The 25,253-nt window shown below is 42.2% G+C and carries 26 protein-coding genes; 16 read left to right on the forward strand and 10 right to left on the reverse strand.

Features of this window, described 5'->3' with window-relative positions; all coding sequences use genetic code 11:
- Positions 1 to 4 precede the first annotated feature (4 nt).
- A complete protein-coding gene (locus GVT53_RS07795; RefSeq protein ID WP_166248117.1) occupies positions 5 to 2,305 on the reverse strand; it encodes an ATP-binding protein in 2,301 nt (766 codons plus the stop codon).
- Between the two features lie 453 nt (positions 2,306 to 2,758).
- On the opposite strand from GVT53_RS07795, the gene GVT53_RS07800 reads away from it, so the two are divergent.
- Entirely contained in the window at positions 2,759 to 3,130 is a 372-nt protein-coding gene (locus GVT53_RS07800) for a hypothetical protein (RefSeq protein WP_166248118.1), read from the forward strand.
- A gap of 6 nt (positions 3,131 to 3,136) precedes the next feature.
- Here the strand turns inward: GVT53_RS07800 and GVT53_RS07805 are convergent, their stop codons facing one another.
- The 7 genes from GVT53_RS07805 to GVT53_RS07835 all read right to left on the reverse strand — a co-directional run bounded on the left by GVT53_RS07805 (position 3,137) and on the right by GVT53_RS07835 (position 9,842).
- Positions 3,137 to 4,324, reverse strand: coding sequence for a PQQ-dependent sugar dehydrogenase (locus GVT53_RS07805; RefSeq protein WP_166248119.1), 1,188 nt, complete (start codon positions 4,322 to 4,324; stop codon positions 3,137 to 3,139).
- Positions 4,325 to 4,445: 121 nt separating this feature from the next.
- The gene (locus tag GVT53_RS07810) at positions 4,446 to 5,003 is read right to left on the reverse strand and encodes a DUF4251 domain-containing protein (protein WP_166248120.1); all 558 of its coding nucleotides are present in this window, start codon (positions 5,001 to 5,003) and stop codon (positions 4,446 to 4,448) included.
- A gap of 68 nt (positions 5,004 to 5,071) precedes the next feature.
- On the reverse strand, positions 5,072 to 5,989 hold the full coding sequence (locus GVT53_RS07815) for an EamA family transporter (RefSeq protein ID WP_166248121.1): 918 nt from the start codon (positions 5,987 to 5,989) through the stop codon (positions 5,072 to 5,074).
- Positions 5,990 to 6,074: 85 nt separating this feature from the next.
- The gene (locus GVT53_RS07820; RefSeq protein ID WP_166248122.1) at positions 6,075 to 6,407 is read right to left on the reverse strand and encodes a hypothetical protein; all 333 of its coding nucleotides are present in this window, start codon (positions 6,405 to 6,407) and stop codon (positions 6,075 to 6,077) included.
- A gap of 164 nt (positions 6,408 to 6,571) precedes the next feature.
- Positions 6,572 to 7,264, reverse strand: coding sequence for a YiaD family glycine zipper/OmpA-like lipoprotein (locus tag GVT53_RS07825; protein WP_166248123.1), 693 nt, complete (start codon positions 7,262 to 7,264; stop codon positions 6,572 to 6,574).
- A gap of 4 nt (positions 7,265 to 7,268) precedes the next feature.
- Positions 7,269 to 7,754: a lipocalin-like domain-containing protein gene (locus GVT53_RS07830; protein ID WP_108247318.1), complete on the reverse strand. Its 486-nt coding sequence runs from the start codon at positions 7,752 to 7,754 to the stop codon at positions 7,269 to 7,271.
- A 108-nt stretch (positions 7,755 to 7,862) separates the two neighbouring features.
- On the reverse strand, positions 7,863 to 9,842 hold the full coding sequence (locus tag GVT53_RS07835; protein WP_166248124.1) for an alpha-ketoacid dehydrogenase subunit alpha/beta: 1,980 nt from the start codon (positions 9,840 to 9,842) through the stop codon (positions 7,863 to 7,865).
- A gap of 111 nt (positions 9,843 to 9,953) precedes the next feature.
- Here GVT53_RS07835 and GVT53_RS07840 point away from each other — a divergent pair, with 111 nt between their 5' ends.
- From GVT53_RS07840 to GVT53_RS07860, 5 genes are all read left to right on the forward strand, one after another.
- Positions 9,954 to 10,904, forward strand: a complete 951-nt coding sequence (locus tag GVT53_RS07840; RefSeq protein ID WP_166248125.1) for an isopenicillin N synthase family dioxygenase — start codon at positions 9,954 to 9,956, stop codon at positions 10,902 to 10,904.
- A gap of 2 nt (positions 10,905 to 10,906) precedes the next feature.
- Positions 10,907 to 11,236 carry a translation initiation factor gene (locus tag GVT53_RS07845; RefSeq protein WP_166248126.1) on the forward strand — a complete coding sequence of 110 codons (330 nt, stop codon included), beginning with the start codon at positions 10,907 to 10,909 and terminating at the stop codon, positions 11,234 to 11,236.
- 144 nt (positions 11,237 to 11,380) lie between these two features.
- A complete protein-coding gene (locus GVT53_RS07850) occupies positions 11,381 to 12,313 on the forward strand; it encodes a DUF1835 domain-containing protein (RefSeq protein WP_166248127.1) in 933 nt (310 codons plus the stop codon).
- A gap of 3 nt (positions 12,314 to 12,316) precedes the next feature.
- A complete protein-coding gene (locus tag GVT53_RS07855) occupies positions 12,317 to 13,204 on the forward strand; it encodes a nucleoside phosphorylase (RefSeq protein ID WP_166248128.1) in 888 nt (295 codons plus the stop codon).
- Positions 13,205 to 13,274: 70 nt separating this feature from the next.
- Complete coding sequence (locus GVT53_RS07860) at positions 13,275 to 14,123, forward strand: substrate-binding domain-containing protein (protein ID WP_166248129.1); 849 nt, start codon at positions 13,275 to 13,277, stop codon at positions 14,121 to 14,123.
- Between the two features lie 29 nt (positions 14,124 to 14,152).
- Here the strand turns inward: GVT53_RS07860 and ung are convergent, their stop codons facing one another.
- Complete coding sequence (gene ung / locus GVT53_RS07865) at positions 14,153 to 14,818, reverse strand: uracil-DNA glycosylase (protein WP_166248130.1); 666 nt, start codon at positions 14,816 to 14,818, stop codon at positions 14,153 to 14,155.
- A 122-nt stretch (positions 14,819 to 14,940) separates the two neighbouring features.
- Here ung and GVT53_RS07870 point away from each other — a divergent pair, with 122 nt between their 5' ends.
- The 4 genes from GVT53_RS07870 to GVT53_RS07885 all read left to right on the forward strand — a co-directional run bounded on the left by GVT53_RS07870 (position 14,941) and on the right by GVT53_RS07885 (position 21,266).
- A complete protein-coding gene (locus tag GVT53_RS07870; protein WP_166248131.1) occupies positions 14,941 to 17,112 on the forward strand; it encodes an endonuclease MutS2 in 2,172 nt (723 codons plus the stop codon).
- A gap of 213 nt (positions 17,113 to 17,325) precedes the next feature.
- On the forward strand, positions 17,326 to 17,895 hold the full coding sequence (locus GVT53_RS07875; protein WP_166248132.1) for a DapH/DapD/GlmU-related protein: 570 nt from the start codon (positions 17,326 to 17,328) through the stop codon (positions 17,893 to 17,895).
- 523 nt (positions 17,896 to 18,418) lie between these two features.
- Positions 18,419 to 19,876: a Gfo/Idh/MocA family protein gene (locus GVT53_RS07880; protein WP_166248133.1), complete on the forward strand. Its 1,458-nt coding sequence runs from the start codon at positions 18,419 to 18,421 to the stop codon at positions 19,874 to 19,876.
- A 172-nt stretch (positions 19,877 to 20,048) separates the two neighbouring features.
- Positions 20,049 to 21,266: a permease gene (locus GVT53_RS07885; protein ID WP_166248134.1), complete on the forward strand. Its 1,218-nt coding sequence runs from the start codon at positions 20,049 to 20,051 to the stop codon at positions 21,264 to 21,266.
- Positions 21,267 to 21,369: 103 nt separating this feature from the next.
- Here GVT53_RS07885 and GVT53_RS07890 read toward each other — a convergent pair whose 3' ends face one another.
- Positions 21,370 to 21,657, reverse strand: coding sequence for a hypothetical protein (locus GVT53_RS07890; RefSeq protein ID WP_166248135.1), 288 nt, complete (start codon positions 21,655 to 21,657; stop codon positions 21,370 to 21,372).
- Positions 21,658 to 21,954: 297 nt separating this feature from the next.
- Between GVT53_RS07890 and GVT53_RS07895 the strand changes: the two genes are divergently transcribed.
- The 6 genes from GVT53_RS07895 (at position 21,955) to GVT53_RS07920 (ending at position 25,225) form a co-directional block, all read left to right on the forward strand.
- Positions 21,955 to 22,521 carry a hypothetical protein gene (locus tag GVT53_RS07895; RefSeq protein WP_166248136.1) on the forward strand — a complete coding sequence of 189 codons (567 nt, stop codon included), beginning with the start codon at positions 21,955 to 21,957 and terminating at the stop codon, positions 22,519 to 22,521.
- A gap of 199 nt (positions 22,522 to 22,720) precedes the next feature.
- Complete coding sequence (locus GVT53_RS07900; RefSeq protein WP_166248137.1) at positions 22,721 to 23,305, forward strand: hypothetical protein; 585 nt, start codon at positions 22,721 to 22,723, stop codon at positions 23,303 to 23,305.
- Positions 23,306 to 23,517: 212 nt separating this feature from the next.
- Positions 23,518 to 23,760, forward strand: coding sequence for a hypothetical protein (locus GVT53_RS07905; protein ID WP_166248138.1), 243 nt, complete (start codon positions 23,518 to 23,520; stop codon positions 23,758 to 23,760).
- Entirely contained in the window at positions 23,742 to 24,053 is a 312-nt protein-coding gene (locus GVT53_RS07910) for a type II toxin-antitoxin system RelE/ParE family toxin (RefSeq protein WP_166248139.1), read from the forward strand. Before GVT53_RS07905 ends, GVT53_RS07910 begins: the two co-directional genes overlap by 19 nt.
- 189 nt (positions 24,054 to 24,242) lie before the next feature.
- A complete protein-coding gene (locus GVT53_RS07915) occupies positions 24,243 to 24,635 on the forward strand; it encodes a DUF1398 domain-containing protein (RefSeq protein ID WP_166248140.1) in 393 nt (130 codons plus the stop codon).
- A gap of 185 nt (positions 24,636 to 24,820) precedes the next feature.
- Positions 24,821 to 25,225 (forward strand): thiol-disulfide oxidoreductase DCC family protein, encoded by a 405-nt coding sequence (locus GVT53_RS07920; RefSeq protein WP_166250441.1) that lies wholly within the window; start codon positions 24,821 to 24,823, stop codon positions 25,223 to 25,225.
- Positions 25,226 to 25,253: the final 28 nt, after the last annotated feature.

The raw sequence follows: 25,253 nt of genomic DNA on the forward strand, positions 1-25,253 counted from the left end.
GACTTTACTCTTCTTGTTGTTCTTGTTCTTGATTTTTCATGATGTATTTCATATCATTTAATTGTATAATAATTGGTTGCTTAAGTTTTAATGCCTTTCCAACCGCTATGGATTGTCTTTCTTCCAGAGTAGGCAAAGTATTTGAATAATCTGTACCAATATAATTTTCTAAAAATTGTTTACCGGTATCATCAAAAACCCTTAAAGCGAAAATTGTATTGCATTGATTCAATACACTTTTACTAATATTAGCAGTTCTTTGAGTTATAATTAATGAACCTAAACCATATTTTCTTCCTTGTAATAAAACCTTAGCAGTACCATTAACAGCTGTTTTGTCTCCTTCATTCGCAACAGAATTCCATTCAGGAATCAATGAATGAGCTTCTTCAAAAACAATCAAAACACGGGCTGTGTTATTTTCGCTCGGAGGATAATGCATTAAAACTTTAAGTATTTCCTCGGAAATTATTCTTGTTTTTTCAGTTTGAGTCATTGAGGTTGCAATCACATTAAATCCGATTTTCTCTCCTTTGGAAGCTTTATGTAAATCTGGATTATAAATTCTTACTCTTTTATCATTATTGAATTCAAAATTTTCAGGCAATTCTTCCTGATTAAAAAAGAAATTAATTAAATCTTTTTTTACTTCTTTACGATACAACGATTGATTTCCGCTCTTCTCTGGTATCTGTTTCTGACCATCTATATGAATATGATTGTAGGTTGCATTAATTGAATTGAAAGCATTTTGATCATCAGCTTTTATCAAAGCGTCATCAATATATTTTGGCAACTTTGAATCAAGCATGTATTCATTTGTAATGTCAATACAAACAATTTTTAAATCTTCAATATTATCCAGTAATTTTTTAACAAGTTCAAAGGTTAATCTTGATTTGCCTATTCCTAAAATTCCAAGTATTGCTGTATTATGAGTTACAAGTGAATGATAATCTTTTATTGGAATATGAAAATTTGTACCAGGCAATCTACCTATTGAATTTTCGGCGATATTCTTAAGTTGTTCCTCCGAAATATTACCATTTGAAAAACCAAATACAGGTTCATAAATTTTTGGCAACCATTTTCTTGTTTTCAATTCATGTTGATCTTCATCATAAAATCCTAATTTTCGTGCATAGGCCAGTTCGTAACCATATCTATCTTTAAACTCAAGAGGCTCTTCACCTGTCAAACCATCCATTAATTGATATATGGTTTCATTTTCATAAATCGTAGAGGTAACTATTTCCCCTTCATTTATTTCATTACTACCAAGATGTTGGAAAACAATTTTATTTATGTTGGAACCCTTTTCAATATAACCTATAAAATTTTCCCTATTTAAATAGAGTTTACTTTTCGTTACCTTATTCTTTATCGTTGATGGAAGAGAATCCAAAGAGTTTATTTTAGAAACAGAGTTCAAGGATTTAAGAATTGATTTTAAACCATCATATGCCAACCTATGATTTTGAGGTATTTTTATTGGTTCATTATCTTCATCGGTTAATAAATAAATTTCTAACCATAATTTATTTAGAAGTTGTTTTTTATTTATTATAATTCCAATGGACTTTGATAACTTTTCATTTTCGATTGTGACTAAATCCCCTAAAGTGACACTCGATTTCTTGTGTTTTAAATAATCAATCTCCACATGGTACAGAAGTGGGTTCTCACAACTTATAGCAGTTCCAAGTTCTTCGACATCTAATTTTTCATTCTTAAATAATGATCCTAGAAATTCTACAGCTTTTCCGATTATGTCAAAAAAGACAATACATATCCAAAAAGCGAGTAAAACAACAAATGCAACAACATCTGGGTTGTCAATGTTCAAGAAGTAGGAATATATTGCAGGAATATAAATAAAGGAGAATAGTACCCTACTATTCCCAACAACAGTGGAGAATTTATACGCAATCCTATTAATCTTATCCACTATTTCACCCTCAAAATTTTTCAGAAAGATTGTCAAAAGACTGCTAAAAAGTACCAAGAATGAAATTGCCAATACAACTTCATAAAAAACAAATTTAGATTTATCCGTAATTGTCAACAATGTAATAAGCAATGCCAAAGAGTTAGCTATTGCATCGGTTGGCTTACTGAAAAATGGCTCCGCGATGTACTTTCCCAAAATAATTAATAGTGCCCCAGAAAAGAACCAAATTCTTTTATCATTTGAAGTGTCCCATAGTAAATCATTATAATTTCCATCTATTATGGTAAACAAAATGAATAAAACAACCAAGTAAAGGATTGCAACAATAACTCTTTGCAGTTGTGTTAGTTTCACTCGCATTTTAGTAGTGATATAGTTAGTGGTTGGGAAACTTTATAGCCAAATATAAGTCTTTAACACGTAACAGCTTACGGAAAACCGTAACCCTATAAAAAAAGCCCTTTAGGCTTTCTCCAACCTTCCCAAAAACCCAACCTCCCCACCTCCCCTTTTTACCCATTTTTTAAATCCGTTGGTTCAAAACGGCCATTCCTCAATTCAAAAGGGGCATTCGTCAATTGGGGTACGTAAAATAATTGCATATTGTGTAGTTTGGTAAAAAAATAAGAGTATGACTACACTTGAGACGATAAACACCTTACAAATTGTATGCTTGGTACTATTGGGATTCATCATTTTTATGGTAGGCTGGCTCCTTGGAGCCGAGTTTTCCAGAAAATACAGATGTTAAAACAATACCTCAGGTTTTATACCGTTCGTACACACTCCAAACCCACTTAAACCTACTTGGCCATTTTTTGGAGAGACCCCAATATTCAGAACATTTTAGCCTATATCGGAGATGGGCGATACACTATTAGGATAGACCGGTTGCGCAGCGGCGAAATCCGCTACCTGTGCTGGAACAAGCGCAACGGCATCCTTACCAGGCCCAACCTGATCCTTGGAAATGGCGAAGTAAGGGAGTCTGCCGACGGAGATACCACCGAGTACGTGTTTGTGCACGAGGAAAGTACGTTTTCGGTAGAGCACATACATCCCCCAAAAAGCGGGATGCCCAACTACTATTTTGTGGAGGTCACCGATAAGGACCAAAAAAAAAGTACTTGGAAAATGGAGCAATTGCCCATCCCCAAGTACCTCGAATCGTTATTTTAAAAAAGGTTATCCCTTGTAAGTCACCCTGTAAATGGCGTTGCCCTCATCGTCGGAGATGAGCAGGGAACCATCTTGCAGGAACAGTAAATCCACCGGCCTACCAAATGCCTCTTGCGATTCTTCGTCCAGCCAGCCATCTATAAAAGGTTCGTAGCTTACGGCCTCGCCGTTTTCCAGTTTTACCATGCTTACCCGGTACCCCACTTTTTTGGAACGGTTCCAAGAACCGTGCTCTGCCATAAACGCGTGGCCGGTATATGTATCGGGGAACATGGGGCCTTGGCCAAACTTAACGCCCAAAGCCGCTACGTGGGCCTGCAATGGCTGCACCGGCGCCACAAAATCGGAACAGGGTCGCTGGTCGCCATACTCGGGATCTTTAATGGTTCCGCCATGGCAGAACGGATACCCAAAATGCTGGCCTACCTCTGTTAATTTGTTCAGCTCTCCCGGAGGGGTATCATCGCCCATCATATCCCTGTTGTTATCGGTAAACCAAAGTTCCTTGGTCTCCGGGTGCCACGTAAACCCTACGGTGTTCCGTACACCGTGCGCTACGATCTCCCGGTTGCTGCCATCGAGGTCCATTCGGGTAATGGAGGCATAACGCTTGTCCACCGTGGCGCTGTCGCAAATATTGCAGGGGGCGCCAACGGGCACGTACAATTTGTCGTCGGGGCCAAAAGCGATGTATTTCCAGCCGTGGTGGAACTCGGTGGGGTAATCATCGTAGACCAGTTCGGGTTCCTTCGGGTTTTCCAACTGGGACTCGATATCCGCGTACTTGAACATTTTGCTCACCGCTGCAACGTACAGGTCGCCATTTTTGAACGCAACCCCGTTGGGCTGCTCCAGATCGGAGGCAATGGTATAGGTCTTGTCTACCTTGTAGTCGCCATCGGAATCTTTGAGCGCATAGACTTTTCCCTCGTTACGGGTGCCCACAAATAGGGTTCCATCGTCGCCCATGGCCATGGAACGGGCCCCTTCAATATTTTCCGCATATACGTCTATGCTAAATCCATCGGGCAGGTTGAGGCGGTCCAGTGGCAAATCGGTGGTGGTTTCGGTATTTTCCGCTACTTCTTCTTGGGTCGGTTCCTCTTGGTCCTTTTTGTTTTCCTTACAGGCCACAAAAGCCGTCAAGAGCATCAAAATAAATATTGACCGTTGGGTCAAGGTGTACATTTTCATTTTACTAGTTTAGATGTTTTGGTTTCTGAATCAATAAAGCTATGACAAAATGATGGAAAGTGGAAGGATATCCCACGGCAATGGTCGAAAGAGCCAAATGAAATTGGTTCCTCCCTATTTTCTATTCCTTCTTTTGATACTCGGAAAGGTCGCCCTGATACCAAATATTGGTACGATGGCTACTGGATACCGTTAGGCGGGCATTGCCATTTGGGTAAAGTTGGGCGATCACCTGATAATTCTCGGATTCGTTGCTGATGTTGAACCGCATGGTCTTGCCGGAATCCTTTTTATTTGGGGAAACGGAAAAGTCCCTGGGTATGCCCTCAAACTTGATGCCTGCCTTGTTTTGGTTGTAAAAACCGCCCAATTGGCGCTCCCCGAAGAAGGGCAGATCGGCCTCTACGCTGTCGCCCACCATGCGCAGATAGCCGCCCGAGCCGGAAATGTCTATACGGCTAGCGGTACTGCCAAAGGGCAAAAGCCCTGCATTTGCGATACTGTTCAAGCCTTGGCTGGCCATGGGCTGGGCCCAATTGGCATCAATCTGAAATTGTTGGTTTTGGATCATTTTGTCCAAAGCGGCGATTGCTTCCGGCGATGACTGGTCCTTGCTCGAGGCACAGGCCACTGACATCAAAAGAAAAAGATAAGCTCCAAATTTTAGGATAGACTTCATTGTTTTACGTGTTTACTTCATTCAAAATACAAAAAAGCAATGCCAATTCCGAGACAAATAACGGAGTCTTAACGTTTAAAGCGCTCAAAAATGGCCAAGGTCTTTTTGGTATTGATGAAATAGACACCTGTCAGCAATATGGCCGCCGCCAGAATGGATTGCAGGGTAATCTGTTCGTCCAAAAAATACCAGCCCAACAACAGTGCTACAATGGGGTTCACATAAGTGGAGGTGGCCACTTTTTCCGGGGAAACGGTCTTGAGCAGGTAGTTGAACGAGGTAAAGGCCAAGATACTGCCAAAAAAGATGAGCAACAGCATCGAAATCTGCACATCGCCGCTCCAAGCCAATGGGGACGACCATTCTTCACCAAACCCAAGGCTCATCAAACTTAAAATAAGGCCCGCAAAGAACATTTGGTAGCCCGTGTTCACAAAGTAATTGGTGGGCAGGTCGGCTTTCGCCACAAAAAGACTGGCATAGGCCCAACAGAGCATACAAAAGAATATCATTGCCATTCCCACGATGGACTCTTCTTGGGCAATGATCTGTTTTTGGCTCACCAGCAGGTAAATGCCCACAATGCCCAAAACCACTCCCACTACGGACATGGGCTGTATTTTTTTTCCTTGGAGTATACGCATCATCAAAAGGATAATGAGCGGTTGGGACGATATTTCGAGGGCCGCGAAGCCGGTATCCACATAACGCAGCGCCCAAACGACCAAACCGTTGCCGACACTCAAAAAAAGTATGCCCGCAATAACGGAGTTGAGCAATTGCTTTTTGGTAATGCGCAACGAAATCCCCATAAGTTTTGCCAAGATAAAAATACAGAGTCCCGCCACGGTGAACCTGCAGCTCGCCAACATAAACGGTTCCAGTTCCATAACGGCTATCTTGTTCAGCAAATAGGTGGAGCCCCATATAAAATAGATGGCAAAAAATGCGAGGATGACAAGTACGGAGTTTGAGGATTTTGCCACGGAAAGACGGTTTTAGTGTCCGGCAAAATTACGCATGAATATTGGGCAAAAGGGGATTTGTTGAAAATTTAGGATAAAATCCAAGTTACAGAGGCTTGTTAAGGTCGAACAGGTATGCCGCGAACTCGCTTTCCAATATTTTAAAACGGTCCAGATGGGATTTGATTTCGGTGGTATCCGTTTCCGTTAGGTCCACCTTTTGATTTCTTATTTTGGACAACACTCTTTTTTGATGCTTCCTAAATTCCTGGATATGCCTATTGAGCTCGTAAAACTTTTCGAACCGCTGCGGGCATTTGGGCTCATACGTGTACGAATTGAGCTTTTCGGAAAGCCGTTGTACCATACGTTCGTTTCTTTCCACCCTAACAAGAAGTTCCTGTTTGTGCTCAATAGTGTTGGGGCTTATACTTTGCATGGCTTTACAAGATTTTAATGGTGTAACGTGTTGTTCACTATTAAGTTAAAACAATTCTTGCAATACTGTAACGGCTTAACTCACATTTAATAGTTTATTTAACATCTGGCCATAAAAAAAGCCCGGTTTTATCCGGGCCTTATGTTCTGCAAAGAGAAAGACCTTTAATTTTCTGTCTGCTCTTTGGCTTCCTCTTTAAGCTCGTCGCTGGCTATAATGGCCAACTCCACACGTCTGTTCGCTGCTTTTCCCGAAGCTGTTTCGTTGCTTTCGATAGGTTGCTCCTCGCCGTACCATTTAGTGGTAAAACGTCCGCTGGAAATACCTTTGGACACCAAATAACTGGTTACCGCTTGGGCCCTGCGTTGTGAAAGCCCCATGTTGTAATCGGCAGCTCCATCGGAATCGGTATGGCCTTCGACCAAGATGTTGGTTTTTGGGTATTCCTTAAAGATTCCTGCCAATTTGTCCAATGTAGTGGCAGAAGCGCCTTTGATATCGGATTTGTTGGTGTCAAAATAAACACCGTTCTCTCCGCTAAAGGTAACGTTGATACCCTCGCCTACCCTTTGCACTTCGGCACCTGGGATTTCTTGCTCGATTTTTTCGGCCTGCCTGTCCATACGGTTACCTATATAACCACCGGCGGCTCCACCCACCACAGCACCGATAATGGCGCCCAGCGCGGTGTTTCCTTTACCAACGTTGTTACCGATGACACCACCGATAACGGCACCGCCACCGGCACCGATTGCAGCACCTTTTTGGGTGTTGTTGGCATTTTTGACAGCATCACAGCTAATGATCATGGTCAACGCTAAAAAAGCAGTTGCACCTTTCAATACAATATTTTTCATGTAATTATTTTTTTGAGAATTCGTAAACAATGGTCACACTCTGACCGTCAACCGAAACATTGGAGTTAAGCGTCATAGACTGCTCGGACAAACTAACAATGTTCAAACGGTATCCGTAACCTCCAGAGATATCCTTTCGGTTTTCATCAATAAACTTGAACTGTAATTGACTCTGGTAATTTTGTTCCGGCTCCACAACGGACCATCTAAAAAAACGGTCGCCTCCTTGGCAGAGGGAACTTGGAGCTATCGTATAGCGCCCAGTACTGTTATTGTCCCTAAAAAACCACTCACTGTCCTCAAAGCAGATATCCTCTGCATCGTTGAAGATGGTGGATTTAAAGTTTCCGGAAGCATTTTGGTAGTAAACATTGTCCAAGTTCCAAGTTCCGCTGAACAAGTCTCGCTGTGTTCTAGCGCTTTTGGAAACCGAACATGATGAGAGCAAAAGTCCCACCACTGTAATCAATAAGAGTGATCGTTTCATCATAGATAATTAAGTTAATGTTTAAGGATATACGTTTGGGGACGTATTTATAGTTGTTAAATTATGAAAAAAATGGCTAATCCGCTTACTTTAAACGGGATAAACAACATATTAATATCGATACAGTTCAACTAATTCCGATTCGAACCGATTTTTGGGCAAATAATTTGTTTCGAGTGATCTTGCAAAGGGAACCGGGGTTTCCAAACTGCCCACCCTTTTGACGGGAGCGTCCAAATATTCAAAACAATTTTCCATCACCATGGCCGATATATCGCTGGCAATGCCCCCGAACAAAGTATCCTCTTGCAGTATGATCAATTTGCCCGTCTTTTTCACCGAATCGAAAATGGCTTCCTTATCCAAGGGTTGAAGCGTTCTCAAATCCAGCACATCCGCATCAATCTCTGGGTATTTTTCCAAAACTTCCAGCGCCCAATGCACCCCTGCACCGTAGGTTACCACAGATAGGGATTCCCCCTCCTTCAACAGTTTGGCCTTGCCAAAAGGCAATGTGTAATAATCCGTAGGAACATCTCCCTTAACACTGCGGTACAATCCCTTATGTTCAAAAAACAGCACCGGGTTGGGGTCGTTGATCGCCGTGTTCAATAATCCTTTTGCATCATCCGGGAATGCGGGGTAAACGACTTTTAAACCTGGTGTTTTGGTGAACCAGGCCTCGTTGGTCTGGGAATGGAACGGCCCCGCCCCTACGCCACCACCGCAGGGCATGCGTATTACCACATCGGCTTTTTCGTTCCAACGGTAATGTACTTTGGCCAAATAATTTACGATTGGGTTGAAGCCAGAGCTCACAAAATCGGCGAACTGCATTTCAACGACGGCCTTCATACCGTTAATGGACAGCCCCATGGCCGTAGAGACTATGGACGATTCACAAATGGGTGTATTCCGCACCCGGCTCTTGCCAAATTTGGGCACAAAACCTTCGGTGATTTTAAACACTCCGCCATAATCCGCCACATCTTGTCCCATGATGATGAGTTCGTTGTGACGGTACATGGATTGCTCCAAACCTTGGGAGATGGCATCCACAAAACGGATGTTCTCTTTTGAGTCTGACTTAGGTTCAATATTTTGATAATCAAAATTATGGTACACCTCATTCAACTCTTTACTTTCAATACAATCAATCTCGCTCTCATCAAAGGCCAACTGCAAGTTTGCATTGATTTCCTCGGTGAATCCCGCCTTAAGTTCCTCAATATGATCATGGGTAAGCACCCCTTCCTCCAATAAAAATTCTTCATAATTGGAAATAGGGTCTTTTTTGCCCCATTCCTTCATCAACTTGTCCGGGACATATTTAGTGCCACTCGCCTCTTCGTGACCCCGCATGCGAAAAGTCTTGAATTCCAGCAATACGGGTCTTGGACGTCTTCGGATTGCCTTGCACAATTCATCGACCTTGGTGTACACCTCCAAAATGTTGTTTCCATCAATTATTCGCGATTCCATACCATATCCTTTGGCACGGTCCGCCAAATGTTCACACTTGTATTGCTCATTGGTCGGCGTGGAAAGTCCATACCCATTGTTTTCGATACAGAACAAAACAGGGAGGTTCCACACGGAGGCCACGTTCAATGCTTCGTGAAAATCCCCTTCACTAGTGGCTCCTTCACCTGTAAATACTGCAGTTACACGCTTTTTTCTTCGGAGCATGTCCGCTAAGGCGATTCCGTCGGCCACTCCAAGTTGGGGCCCCAAATGGGAGATCATACCGATTATTTTATATTCTTGGGTCCCAAAATGAAAACTACGGTCCCTGCCTTGGGTAAATCCGCTCTGTTTTCCTTGCCATTGGGCAAAAAGACGGTTCAAAGGAATGTTTCTGGAAGTGAAGACGCCCAAATTTCTATGCATGGGGAGGATATACTCGCTTTCCTTGAGTGCCTGGGTCACTCCAACGGAAATGGCCTCCTGCCCCATTCCACTGAACCACTTGGAAATTTTGCCCTGCCTTAGAAGAATCAACATTTTTTCCTCTATCATCCTTGGCTTCAACATGCCTGTGTACAACTCCAGCAACTTTTCGCGTTCCAAGCTGCCAACATGATACCTCATATCGTAAAAATTCTGTTGGCTAAAAGTAGTAAAAAGCCCTTCAAAACGCTTTAAAATTCTAAAACCTTCAGCTTATTTCCTTATTTTTGATTTTACATCAAAGATGATACTATGAGTGCGATTCCAAGTGTGGACCTGAACGACTTTGTTTCGGGCGACCCAAAACGAAAAGAAAAATTTGTCAATGAAATAGGTGCCGCTTTTGAGGATATTGGCTTTGTGGCGCTGAGCGGACATTTTTTATCCGATAAATTGGTGAACGACCTTTACAGCGAGATAAAAAAATTCTTCAACCTTCCGCAGGACGTAAAAGATAAATATGAAATTGAAGGCATAGGCGGCCAACGTGGATATACTTCCTTTGGAAAAGAACACGCCAAAGGAAAAAAAGAAGGCGACCTGAAGGAATTCTGGCATTTTGGGCAGTATGTGGAAGACAATCCAGAATTGGAAGCCGAATACCCCGACAATGTTACCGTGGCAGAGCTTCCCGATTTTAACGGAGTGGGAAAAGAAACCTACAAAATGCTGGAAAAAACAGCAAAATATGTGTTGCGTGCATTGGCTTTGCACCTAGATCTTGAGGAGGATTATTTTGATGACTACATCAAAAATGGGAATTCCATTTTAAGGCCCATCCACTATCCGCCTATTACCGAAGAGCCAAAAAACGCGGTGAGAGCAGCCGCACACGGCGATATCAACCTGATTACATTGCTCATGGGCGCACACGGGAAGGGACTTCAAGTAAAAGACCATGAGGGCAATTGGGTGGATGCCATTGCCCAACCGGACCAGTTGATGATCAATGTGGGCGATATGCTATCGCGTTTGTCCAACAACAAATTAAAATCCACGATCCATCAAGTCGTAAATCCACCAAAAGAACTTTGGGGCACCTCCCGTTATTCCATTCCGTTTTTTATGCATCCCGTGAGCGATATGCCGTTGAACTGCCTGGAAAACTGTATCGACGAGGACAATCCCAAAGCATTCGAGGATATTACGGCCGGTGAATACCTGCACGAACGACTTATTGAACTCGGACTCGTAAAAAAATAAAGATGGACCTACAAGACCAGCTTAAAAATCTATTTCCCGACCATAAGCCGGAGAACGAACCGGACAATAGCGATAACGGACCCGCATATTGGCTACAAGAGGATCCCATTATCTGTAAATATGAAAAACGAAAGGGAAAACCTGTCACTATTATTGAAGGATATAATGGCGCGGATAGCGACTTTAAAAAACTGACCAAAGACCTGAAAACCCTCTTGGGTGTCGGGGGCAGTTTTAAGAACGAAGCGATTATTATTCAGGGGGATTATCGCGATAAAATCATGGACTTCCTAAAGGAAAATGGATTTTCCGTAAAGCGTGTTGGCGGATAATGTAAAAATTTAACAAAAAATCGATTCAGATTTTAATTGATGTTAAAAACTTGTCCAGAACAACAATGTTTTGTGAAAAAATTTTTGTGTTCTTGCTTTAAACCTTACTTTTATTCTTCCTAACCAACGAAAACTGAGCTGAAAATGAAATCACTGTTGCACATAACCAACGGGGACAGTTTCACGTCCAGATTACAGTCTTTACAATTAAAAGGAGACGTAATTACATGGAGAGAGATGCTTTGCGAAGGCAAAACCCTCTCTTCCGTGGGGAGCGAATCTTTCTGGAAAACAAGGTTCGAGTTCCTCAATAAAAATTACAAAGTCTCCAAATCTTGGTTCATCGAAAAAACCCTAAAAGAATACAGGTCCCTTTGTAATCACAAACAGCAGGACCAAATTGTTCTGTGGTTTGAATATGACCTTTTTTGTCAAATAAACATGCTGGCCGTGCTGAGTTGGCTAAAATCCCACAGAAGACATGCCGAAATCTACTTGGTGTGCAGTGGCAAGGTCGAAGGCTCCAGCAAACTTTATGGACTAAATGAGCTGAACGACGAAAAACTGCTCGAGCTCTACGACAATAAAAAACTCCTTTCACAGGACGATATTGAATATGCGGATTACATTTGGCAATTGTATTGCAGTGATAATCCCATCCGCTTGGAAAACCAGATTGCCAACAACGATTTCCAGTTCGAATACCTTTCGGATGCCCTTAAAACGCATTTAAAGCGTTACCCTACCATAAAAAATGGTCTCAACGATTTGGAAAACCACATTTTGGAAGTGGCAAAAGAAGAAAAGCCACAATCCAGAAAAGAGCTAATGGGCAAACTATTGACCAATCAAGGATTTTATGGTTTTGGCGATACACAATATGACAGAATGATTTCTTCCCTGAAACCATTGTTCAGTTCTTTTGACCCCGTGAAATTGACCAAAAAAGGGTTGCACGTGCTAAAACAAGAAGCGAACTATTATTCAGAACTTCGTGATAATCAAATGTATCTAGGGGGCTCTTTAAAGTATAACTTCTTATACAATACCGACACCGAACGAATCCTGAAATTGTAATAGATGAAAGCTTCATTGAGCAATTCAGAGCTTATTCTGAATGCTGATGGGAGCATTTACCATCTCAATCTTCTTCCCGAAGACATATCCAGCATTATTATTACTGTAGGCGACCCGGAACGTGTTCCTGAGGTTTCCAAATATTTCGACTCCATCGAAATAAGGAAGGGAAAACGTGAGTTTGTCACCCATACCGGTATTTACGCCGGTAAGCGAATCACTGCAATCTCCACAGGTATCGGAACGGACAATATTGACATTGTTTTTAATGAATTAGATGCCTTGGCCAATATTGATTTTGATTCCCGGGACACTAAATCAGAAAAAATACAACTCAGTTTTATACGGATTGGTACATCTGGGTCGATACAACCCGACATCCCTATCGATACATTTTTAATGAGCAGTTCCGGAATAGGTTTTGACAACCTGCTCCACTTTTATGAATCCGAACATATCAAGAACACAGCGCTGGAACTGGCATTACACGACCACCTTGGTTGGGAGCAGCACAACATTCATCCTTACGCTGTAGATTTTGACAAGGAGTTGGGCGACATTTTCGACTCAAATCGTATACGATTAGGGGCAACATGTACAAATTCAGGTTTTTACGGGCCACAAGGAAGAACATTACGACTAAAACCATCCCTTAAAGATTTTAACGAGAAGCTAGCCCAGTTTTCCCATAAAAACCTTAGGATAACCAATCTGGAAATGGAAACAGCTGGCATTTACGGTCTTGCCAAACTCCTTGGGCACAGGGCAGTTTCCCTAAACGCCATATTAGCGAATAGGGTCACCGGCGAGTTTTCCGAACAGGGCCATAAAACCGTCGACGAACTCATTCAATACACCTTGAATTGCATCGCCAATAGTCGATTGGTATGATTTTGATCACACTTTTTTTGATAGATACCGAACGGAATCATAATTTTAATATCACAAAGCAACGAGCCCTATGAAAACGGTAAAAATAATTGGTGTCCCAGAACATTTTAACCTTCCTTGGCATTTGGCCATGGAAGACAGTGCTTTTGAAGATAGGGGCATTGAACTGGAATGGACCGATGTTCCGGAGGGCACCGGAAAAATGACACAAATGCTGCAGGACGGTGAAGCGGATTTGGGCATCATTCTTACCGAGGGCATCATTAAAAGCATCTCTCAGGGCAATCCCAGTAAAATTGTGCAAGAATATGTGTCCTCTCCCCTGCTTTGGGGCATTCATGTGGATGCGAATAGTAGCCGCAACTCCATTTTGGACCTAAAAAATGATAAAGTCGCTATCAGCCGGTTGGGCAGCGGAAGCCACTTAATGGCCTATATCAACGCCCAAAACCAAGGATGGAACACGGAAAACCTTGAATTTGAAATCATCAATAACCTCGATGGTGCCGTAGAAAGCCTGACCAACGGTTCCGGTGCCTATTTTATGTGGGAACACTTCACCACCAAACCGCTTGTGGACAATGGGACCTTTAAACGGGTCGGTGACTGCCCTACCCCTTGGCCGTGTTTTGTGATCGCTGCCTCGGAAACCTTTTTGAAAGAAAACGAAGGAGTGCTCAAACATATTCTGGAGGTTATCAACACGTACACCTCGGAATTCAAGCAAATTCCAAGCATAGATAGAACGTTGTCCAACAGATACGAGCAAAAACTGGAAGATATAAAAGAATGGCTATCTAAAACCACTTGGGGGCAGGAACAACTTTCAGCAGCAACCGTCAACGAGGTACAAAAAAGGCTACACGACCTTAATTTAGTGGATGAAATTAAGCCCATTGAAACCTTTCTTTGGAAATAACCCAAGATCCAATAGTCTACCCATTGAGTTTACCAATCAATCGGTTCTTTGCCCATTTGGGCTAGTAGTTTACTGGTCTTGCTGAAATGCTGGTTGCCGAACCACAGACCTCGGTTGGCGCTCAAGGGAGAGGGATGTCCCGAGGTTAAAATATGATGCTTGCTTTTATCGATCAAGGCCGATTTTTTCTTGGCAAACCCGCCCCAAAGCAAAAAAACAACACCTTCAAGTTCGCTGGAAACCGTTTGGATCACCGCATCGGTAAATTGTTCCCACCCTTTTTTCTGATGGCTCCCAGCTTGGTGTGCACGAACCGTCAAGGTCGCATTCAACAGAAGAACCCCTTGGTCGGCCCACCGCTCCAGATTGCCACTTTTGGGATAGGGCTTTTCCACATCGGTCTTGATTTCCTTGAAAATATTGACCAGAGATGGCGGATGCGGAATGCCATCCTTTACGGAAAAACACAAGCCGTTCGCTTGATTTGGCCCGTGGTAGGGATCCTGACCAATGATCACCACCTTGGTTTCCTGGAACGGACAATGATCAAAAGCGGAAAAAATGTCCTTACCCTTTGGGTAACAGGTATGTTGTTGATATTCCTGCTTCACAAAAGCGGCCAATTGTTGGAAATAAGGTTTTTCGAATTCGTCAGATAATTGCGTTTTCCAACTGGGTTCAATGTTTACCTCCATATGATGGTTTTGATGGGAATTTCGAGTTTCACCCAAAAGTACGCAATGCAGACAGTTTTTGCTAGACAGCACATCCGCTAAAACACATCAAAATCCTATATTTGCCCTGCTAGTCGAAAAAGATGCGAAACATTCACCCCAAAACACTCCAAGATTTAGAATTTCCCACCGTATTGACGCAAATAGCTGCGCGATGCAATACCGAATTGGGAAAGGAAGATGCATTACAGATACAGCCGTTCAAAAATAAGGATGAGCTGATGGAGGCTTTGGGACAGACTTCGGAGTATCTGGCTTCGTTTTCCAACGATAACCGTATTCCCAATCACGGTTTTGACCAAATCAACAGCGAATTGGGCCTACTCAAGATTGACAACAGTACTTTGGAAATCTCGGGTTTTCGAAAAATCGGCAGCATCTGCAAAACCGTCACGATTCATCATAAATTCTTCAAGAAGTTCAAGGAATACTACCCTCTGCTTTTTAGCAAAGTGGATACTCTGGAACTACATCCCGAAATTCCGGATGCCATTGATGATGTTATCGATAAATTCGGGGAGATCAAGGACTCTGCTTCAGACGAATTGCGATATATCCGTAGTAAAATCAATGAGGTGCGCAGTAAGATCAATCAAAGTTTTAGCGCTGCACTGGGGCGTTATCAATCTTCGGACTTTTTGGATGAAATCCGCGAATCCGTGGTCGAGAACCGTCGGGTTTTAGCGGTTAAGGCCATGCACCGCAAAAAAGTGAAGGGTACCGTGATGGGCACTTCCAAAACGGGGAGCATCGTATACATTGTTCCGGAAGCCACCCTCTCCTACACCAGGGAATTGAGCAACTTGGAATTTGACGAGAAAGAAGAGGTACAGCGCATCCTGAACAAGTTGACCGACGAAATCCGTCCTTACTTGGAATTGCTGAAAGCATATCAAGCCTATTTGGCCGGAACGGACATTACTGCGGCCAAGGCCAGATATGCCAACGAAATGGATGGCCTGTTGCCTGAAATCAACGAAGAGCGCGAAATGCACCTCCGTGATGCCTTCCATCCCCTGCTCTATTTATCCAACAAACGAAAGAACGAAAAAACTTGGCCGCAGACGATAAAACTCCACAAGGAGAACCGAATCATAGTGATTTCGGGACCGAATGCGGGTGGAAAAAGTATCACATTAAAGACCATTGGATTGCTTCAAGTAATGCTTCAAAGTGGGATGCTGATCCCTGTGCACGAGCGCAGTTCCGTTTGTTTTTTTGACCAAATTTTGACAGACATTGGAGATAATCAATCCATTGAAAATCATTTAAGTACGTATAGCTATCGCTTAAAGAACATGAATCGCTTTCTGCGGAAGTGCAACGACAAAACCTTGTTCTTGATCGATGAATTTGGAACGGGAAGTGACCCCGAACTGGGCGGCGCCTTGGCCGAAGCTTTTTTGGAGGTGTTCTACGAGCGTGAGGCATATGGCGTAATCACAACCCATTACGCCAATTTGAAGGCGCTGGCCAACGAATTGCCACATGCCACCAATGCCAATATGCTGTTCAATTCCAAAACATTGGAACCTACCTTTCAATTGGTTTTGGGCGAAGCGGGAAGCTCCTTTACGTTTGAGGTGGCCCAAAAGAACGGCATCCCCTATTCCTTGATCAACAAGGCCAAGAAGAAAATAGAACGCGGAAAAGTCCGTTTTGATGCCACCATTGCCAAGCTACAGAAGGAACGCAGCAAAATGGTGGAGACCGGCTCCAAACTGAAGGACGAAGAAGCCAAGGCCCGTGAAGAAAACGAGCGCTTGGAACAGCTTAATTCCAAGATCAAATCCAAGTTGGAGAGCTACCAAGAAATGTACGACCACAACCAGCGCATGATCCAACTGGGCAACAAGGTGAACACGGCAGCGGAAAAATACTTCATCGACAAGAAAAAACGCCCGTTGATCTCCGAAATGCTCCGTATTGTGGAAACGGAAAACAGCAAGCGCAAAAAGACAACTGCCAAAAAGGCCAAGGCCAAACAAGAAGAAAAGAAACAGGTGGCCGAAGAGCTGGAACAAAAAATCAAAAAGGTACGGGTCGAGAAGAAAATCCAAAAAAAGAAAGAAATCCAGGCCGAAAAGAACAAACCCCGCCCAGTGTTTAAAATCGGGGACCGCGTTCGTTTGATGGATGGTAAGGCCGTGGGCAGTATCGACACGCTCGAAAAAGGCAAAGCGGTGGTCAACTACGGTATGTTCACCACCAATGTGAGCGTGGACCAATTGGAATTGGTGGAGGCGAAGAAGTAAATCCATTGTCATTCCTGCAAAAGCAGGAATCCAACGGCATCCATATGTTGACAACTCGCCATAAGTCAATGGATTGGCCTATTGTTTTTGAAGGGATTTTCCGCGAACTTCGTAATTGGTTACTAAAATCAAATTCTACTAGCGCAGTCGAAGTATTAAAAACGATTCATATTCTTTAACGTTGTATGTAACCTTGAAAAACAAACCGAGTGAATGAATAATTCAGAAAAAAATATATTCGAGAGATTAAAAAGTGGTGAATCTGTTCCATTCAATGACCCTGACTATTCTCAAATCGGAACTGCTGTTAGCGAAACAAAAAAACTGCTTGTAAAGCTCAATAATGAGGCGGACGATAAAGAAATCAGAAAATTGTTGAGCCAAATTATCGACCAAAGAATTGATGAAAGCACGACAGTATTTACACCATTTTTTACCAATTACGGAAAGAATATAAAGCTTGGCAAAAACATATTCATCAATCACGCATGCTCCTTTTTGGATTTAGGAGGCATAACCATAGATGACAATGTGATGATTGCACCAAGGGTAAATTTGACTTCCGAGAGTCATCCAATTTCAGTAAACAACAGAAAGACTTTAACGGTTGGACATATTCACATAAAACAAAATGTTTGGATTGGTGCAAATGCAACAATTTTTCCTGGCGTTACAGTTGGAGAAAATTCAGTTGTGGCCGCCGGTGCAGTTGTTCATCAAAATGTACCTGATAACACTATTGTTGGTGGCATACCGGCAAAAGTAATCAAGCAAATAGAATAGACGTGAAACTTTAAATAATTATACTATCAATTTTAAGTTGTACCAATATTTCTTCAAAAAAAGGAAATATGGAAAAGCAACTATTCAAGAGGAACATATGGATTCAAACCAATCGATAGAGGTGTTAACAATATATGGCGACACTAACTATGAAAGAACTTTACCAGATAATGAGACTGCCAGAGAATCTTAGAAATGTTACCGCTAACTTTAAAAATGAAAAATCTGAACAGTATTTAAAAGTATTTCAATTTTTCAAAGGACCTATCTAAAGAAACCGTAGACGTAAATACAACATTGTGTAAAGCAATAGCGGGTTCAGTATTATTTTGAAATATAAAATTTTAAGTCACAGGCCAGTGCTGTCAGACAGTTTAATGGCTTGAAATTCCCTACTGCTCTTACACGAGGCCGATAACAAACCTCTCCCCATTTTACACCCATAACAAAATCCTTCCGACCGTTCAGCTCATTTTTCCTATCTTGTTTAGCAATTAGAAACTAAACATCGTATAACGAAAAAATGAAAAAAACAACCAATTCCCAAAGCAGAAGAAATTTTGTGAAAAACACCGCGCTGGCGTCCAGCATTTTTATTGTGCCCCGCCATGTGCTGGGCGGTCCCGGCTTTTTGGCCCCTAGCGACCGCTTGAACATCGCCGCCATTGGTGCGGGCGGCAAAGGAGCCAGCGACATTGCCAACGCCTCCGTAAACGGGCGCGAAAATGTGGTGGCCCTTTGTGATGTCGATTTTTCCGGATCGGCCAAGCAATCGGTAGAGCGTTTTCCAAAAGCAAAGCTCTTTAACGATTACCGCGAAATGCTCGATTCCATGAAGGATATCGACGCGGTGACCATCAGTACGCCCGACCATGTTCACGGTCCGGCAGCGGCCTATGCCATGCAACGCGGCAAACACGTGTATGTGCAAAAACCCATGACGCACAACATCCGCGAAGCGCGTATGCTCACCCAAATGGCCCGCGATAAAAAAGTGGTCACCCAAATGGGAAACCAAGGCGCTTCCAACCCATTGTTGGGCATGGTCCAAAAATGGGTCGATTCCGGTGCGCTGGGTCGCATTACCAAAGTTGAGATTTGGACCAACCGTCCGGTATGGCCCCAAGGAAATGCAATGCCCGAACCGGACCCATCCAGCAAACCCAACGACTTGAACTGGGACCTATGGTTGGGCCCTGCCCCCATGCGTCCGTACACACCGAACCTGCATCCGTTCAACTGGCGGGGCTGGTGGGATTATGGAACCGGCGCCTTGGGCGATGTTGGATGTCACTTGATCGATATCCCTTACCGCACCTTGAAGTTGGGCTACCCTACGGCGGCAGAATGCAGCGTGGGCACGGTATTTTCCCAAATGTGGAATCCGGATTACCACCCAGAAGGCTGTCCGCCCTCCTCATTCATCACTTTGAATTATGAGGCTACGGACAAAACCGCCGCCCCATTGACCATGACCTGGAGCGATGGCGGTATCCGTCCCTCGCATCCGGAGATCATTCCTGCCGATAGCGATATTGGAGGGCCGGGAAGTCAAAATGGTGTGCTGATCCATGGAGAGCATGGGGTAATTTCCACCAACATCAATGATAGCTCACCGTTGACCCCAAAATTGTATATGAACAGTGGTGCCACGGAATTTGGGCCGGAAGTGGAAGATATGCCAGAACCGGAATACGGCCACCAACGCAAATGGGTGGATGCCTGTAAAGCAGGATTTGGCAGCGAACAGCACCAAGACCTTACCTCTTCGTTCGATTACGCCGGACCTATGACGGAAACCGTACTTATGGGCAATTTGGCGATTCGTAGCTACATGTTACGTAAACAGAATGAAAAAGGAAACATGGAGTTCTACGGTCGTAAAAAACTGCTTTGGGATGGCGAAAATATGGAAATCACCAATTTTGAAGATGCCAACCAGTATGTTACCCGTACCTACCGCGAAGGTTGGGAAATGTAAATTATCTATCCATATAAATTTAAAAGGGCCGCATTTGCGGCCCTTTTTTTAGTTTATCACCGCAAAGACAAGTAGTCCAGAAAGTTGAACAATGGATTATTTTGAATTGGCCCAAAAATCCCAGAACTTATACAACCTGTTTTTATAGCTAAAGCATCAAATTCCATGTTTCATGAATCAATTTTTGAATGAGTGGGGAGAAGCGGCCTACACAACTTTTGGCTTTTTTTGGATGGCACTATGGGCATTTGCCCTAGGTTATTTAATAAGCTCCATGATCCAAGTCTTCGTTACCGAAAAAAGGATGCAGGACATGATGGGCGACAAAGGCGGCAAGAGCGTATTGTTGGGTACTTTTTTTGGTTTTATAAGCAGTTCTTGCAGTTTTTCTGCGCTTGCCACCTCCAAATCACTGTTTAAAAAAGGGGCGAGCTTTGTCTCATCCATTGCTTTTTTGTTGGCATCCACGAACCTGGTCATTGAACTGGGGATCGTCATATCCATCTTTTTGGGTTGGCAGTTTGTTGTTGGCGAGTATGTTGGCGGCATAATCCTTATTTTATCAAGTTGGTTGCTTATCCGCATCATCAATCCCAAAAAACTGATTCGAAAGGCAAGGGAACGCCTTGAGGGGCCCAGTGAGTACCATGCGGATAAAAAATCCTTGACCGAAAAAATAAAGTCGCACGAAAACTGGGCCAAGGTCGGCAAACAGTACGGAATGGAATGGAAGATGGTTTGGAAAGATGTTACCGTAGGCTTTACCATTGCAGGGATTGTCGCCGCGTTTGTTCCCGATTCGTTCTTTCAGACACTTTTTATCAATACGGGAGAGGGGCAGCGATCCTTTGGTTTTTTTACCTTATTGGAACATGTAATTGTGGGGCCGTTTGCCGCATTTTTGACTTTTATCGGGTCAATGGGCAACATCCCCCTTGCTGCACTGTTGTATGGCAAAGGCGTAAGTTTTGCCGGGGTCATGGCCTTTATTTTTAGTGATTTGGTCGTATTTCCTGTGCTGCGCATCAATGCGAAATATTACGGATGGAAAATGTCCCTTTTCATCTTGTTTTTGCTCTTCACATCATTGATTGCCGCATCGCTATTGCTCCACTATGGTTTTGACCTGTTCGGTCTGATCCCACAGGGTACCGATAAAGGCATTGCCAACAAAGAATATTTTGCTATTGATTACACGTTTTTCCTGAACTTGGCCTTTGTTTTCCTATCCGGGTTGATGGTGTACTTTGGCCACTACAAATGGAAGAGCGTTAAGCACCATAAAGAAATGGCCCAAAAAAGCCCGCTCTTGGAGAAAATCCTTAAATGGACCGCTTTGGTTTGCTATGTGTGGTTGGCCGTTGGGATTGTCTTGAAGTTTACCGTTTGATGGAGAAGAACTAAAAGTACGATCCCCATCCCAAAAGAAAAGGACCGCAAAGGTATCGCCATATCTGAAGCCTTGCAGCCCTTTTAATTCCAACTTCGTACCGCTAACTTTGGACTTGCTCCCCAATTATTTGCTCAATACATTCCCAAAGCCCTTTTAGATGGAAGAGCGCATTTTTTTCTTCCTCATCAATAGGTTCATAGGAATGGTAAACGACCACATCGTGGAGCAATTTTAGGGATTTTACCACATCGGGGCCGTCCAGGGCATCGGCATACTCCAGCAGTTCCAACTGTGCAGGGGTTAGTGTTTGAGGGGTTTGGGTTGCGCTTTGCGCGTTAGCATTGCCGCAATGCGGGCAGCTTTTTTCTTGACCTTCTCCGTTTCGCATAATAGAGTAGTTAAAAAGTTAGACAAATGAGGATAGGTCACCGCGAAACGTATCAAAGCTATGCCCTGAGTGGTCTTCGGGACTTGCACCCGTTTGCCTATCCTTTATCTTCTATTTAAGACATGTAGAGGTTGGAGGGCATTAAAATAAATACGTTTCGCACTTCAAATATACATTTTCTCCCGAAACGGAAAATAGGATTGGTTGATAACTTTTTTACAACTAGCTAAATTAACTTATTGATTGTGAGGGAAATTTCGGTGAAATTAGTGTGCGACGATTAAACACATCGGTTTGATGCCCTTTTGGGTGTATATCGATGTATTTTATGCTTATATAAACGAGTTAGCTACAATTTTGAAAAGTCATATAACTATTCTGGACAATTACTTTAATGACGGGGCAAAAGCTTTGTCTGGAATTTTTATGATTTGGCTTTTTTTCGGTTCACTTTCCCTTTTTCAGTGGCCTCTTTTCCTAAAAGATTTGACGATTGGAATTTTATGTTTGCTGGGGTTCCTTTCACTGGGAACGTTGCTTTTTTCCAAGAAAGTCTTATTTATGGAAAATGGGCATGTATCCCAAGGACTTATATTTCGAGACACAATAATTTTTAAAAAGGGGATTGATTTGCAAAACGTAAAATCGATCAATATTTATGATAATGAGGGCCAACTAGTCATACCGTGGTGGGTTAGTATGACTGGCAACTTGTTGACTGCAGAAATTGCCTTTAAGCTCAAATTAGAAAATACATCAAGAAAAGAAAAATACCTAATTTCATTTAAGAGTGCGGAATCTAAAAATAGAGCAGTTGCATTTTTTAATAACAATACAGACTTGGAAATAAAAAACTGTGGCTAACACTGGCAATAATTCATTGTTCCCTCCTACCTTGAACTAAATTCCCTACTTTTAAGAAAACTAATAACTAAAAGGAATGATTTCGTCAAACGACTTGGCTCGCTGGAAAATCGCACCGTCCAACGCCGTCGCTCACCAGACGCCAGCCACAACGAAATCATAGCCGAAAACCGTTGGCATTCATTTAAAACACCATTTTATGAAACTTGGAAAATTACTTTGGACTTCAGGTTCGATATTAATAAATATAACAATCGGAATTTATATTTATTTATCGAGCAAAGCACCATTAAACCCAATGGAAAGGCACAACTATGTGAATGAAAATTGGGATGTATATGGTATGCATTGGAAAGTGGAATTTCTTTTTATGACATTTATAGCAATTGGTGCATTATACTTTGCTTTTAATTTTAAGAAAATAAGTTGGGCGATAATTTCCGTTGGGCAACTGATTCTACTTTCAACCTATCCGATAATGCTCGGTGGATATGAAAACACATCCTTTGAATTATCGCAAATGGCAAATCAAATGGCAACCGTAGTTTTCGTATTTGGAAACTTGATTTTTTTGGGTGGACTACTAAAACTATACTCATCTGACATTTATCTAAAAAAATGGCTTAAATGGACTGCAATAGCACTTTCGGGAATTACATTTTTGACATTCTTAATTACATTTATCGGAATTATTGATTGGAAACAAGCGTTGATGATAGGACCTTTAATTAATTTGCTATACTTAATCAATGCCTATTACGGAATGAAATTAAAAGTTGAATAAAAACGAAATGCCGACAATGGCTATAAGTAATTGCTTGTTCTCGCCTACTTCTGAAAATCCTCGCGGATTTTCAGTTTGGTATGTACCTGCCTGCCGGCAGGCAGGCTTGCAAAGTTAAGTGCTAATCCACGCAACTGTTCATACACGAACCGTTTGGTTACATTAGGAGAAATGAGCAAGTTTTCAGATATTTAGATAAAATTTAAAATCAGATGGCAACAGTAGATAACATACGTAACAGATTGATTGACAAAATACTATCTATTAAAAATAAAGATTTTTTAGTAGCACTTGATAAACTAATTACTTCGAGTTCTTCCGAATCAGAAATAGTAGAATTGACCAAAGAACAAAAAATAATGTTGGAAATGAGTGAGCAAGACATCATAAATGGAAAACTGATTTCTCAAGAGGCTATGGATAAACGAAATCTGGAATGGCTAAACGAAATGTGATTTGGACACGTACAGCCGATATACAGTTCGTGGGAATTTTAGAATATTGGGTTAAAAGAAATAAATCCAACACTTATTCAAAAAAACTTGTAAAACTTGTCTCTGAAAGAACAAAACAGATTGCCGATAAACCTCTGATTTATAAAGCTACTGATTTTAAAGATGCGAGAGTTGCTTCTATGGGCAATTTTAGCATTTACTATAAAGTTACTGAAAAGGAAATTATAATTACTGCCTTTTGGGACAATAGACAGCATCCGAAAAAACTTTTGGAAATATTAGAAAACAAATAATAATGTTGCTCATCAAAGTTGGCTATAAGTAATTGCCGGTTCTCGCCTACTTCTGAAAATCCTCGCGGATTTTCAGTTTGGTGTGTACCTGCAAAGTTTAGTGCTAAACCACGCAACTACTCATAGCCGAGACCGTTGTGTGTAATTAGAAAAAATGGCAGATAGACACCTAAATAAAAATTATAAATAATGTTTACAGTAGAACAGATTGAATCTGCACACGGAAAAGTTAAATCAGGAGCTGATTTTCCCAACTATATTCAAGAAATCAAGGAAATGGGAGTCTTAGCCTTTGAAACTTGGGTTTTCGACAGTCATACCGAATATTTTGGAAAGAATGGATTTGAAACTAAATCTAAACCCAAATACAAAAATTTAAAAATTGCAGACATTTCTGATAAAGATACGTTCAGAAAATATTTGAAAATTCACCAAAAAGGAGAAACCGATTATTTAACATTTTGCAATCATTGTGCAGAAACAGGAATCGAAAAATGGAATGTTGATCTTGAGAAAATGACTTGCACTTACTATGATAAATCTGGAAATGAAATTTTAGTAGAACTTGTACCGACTGTATAGAAAAAACGAACACGCAACATAGCTATAAGTAATTGCTCGTTCTCGCCCCCCTAATCCAAATTCCCTACTCTTAAAAAATTAAGCCTTCTATCGCATTTGTGCCAGCCCGTTAGCCTTTGATGGCAAACCTGCGTATCTTTGTGGAAAAGAAATTGGATTTCTGCCTGCGCAGGAATTACAGGGATATGGAAAATAAAAAAATAATCTTGTTCGATGGCGTTTGCAACTTGTGCAACAACTCCGTCCAGTTTGTCATCAAAAGGGACAAAAAGGATATATTCCGCTATGCAGCTTTGCAAAGCGAGATTGGCGAGCAATTGGTAAAACAACGCCACATAGACACCAGTAAGGTGGATTCCATCATCCTTATTGAGCCGGGCGTGGCCTACTACACCAAATCGGATGCCGCCTTGGAAATTGCACAGGAACTTGGAGGATTATGGAAACTTACAGCAGTTTTTACATGGATCCCCACATCTGTCCGCAACGCTATTTATGATTTTGTCGCCAAAAACCGTTACAAATGGTTCGGCAAACAGGAAGCCTGTATGATTCCCACACCGGAATTAAAGGCCAAGTTTTTGGACTGACTCATCTAAACCCGACTTTCCCTAAGTC

Source organism: Flagellimonas oceani (genome assembly GCF_011068285.1).
In the GTDB taxonomy this organism is placed as follows: domain Bacteria; phylum Bacteroidota; class Bacteroidia; order Flavobacteriales; family Flavobacteriaceae; genus Flagellimonas; species Flagellimonas oceani.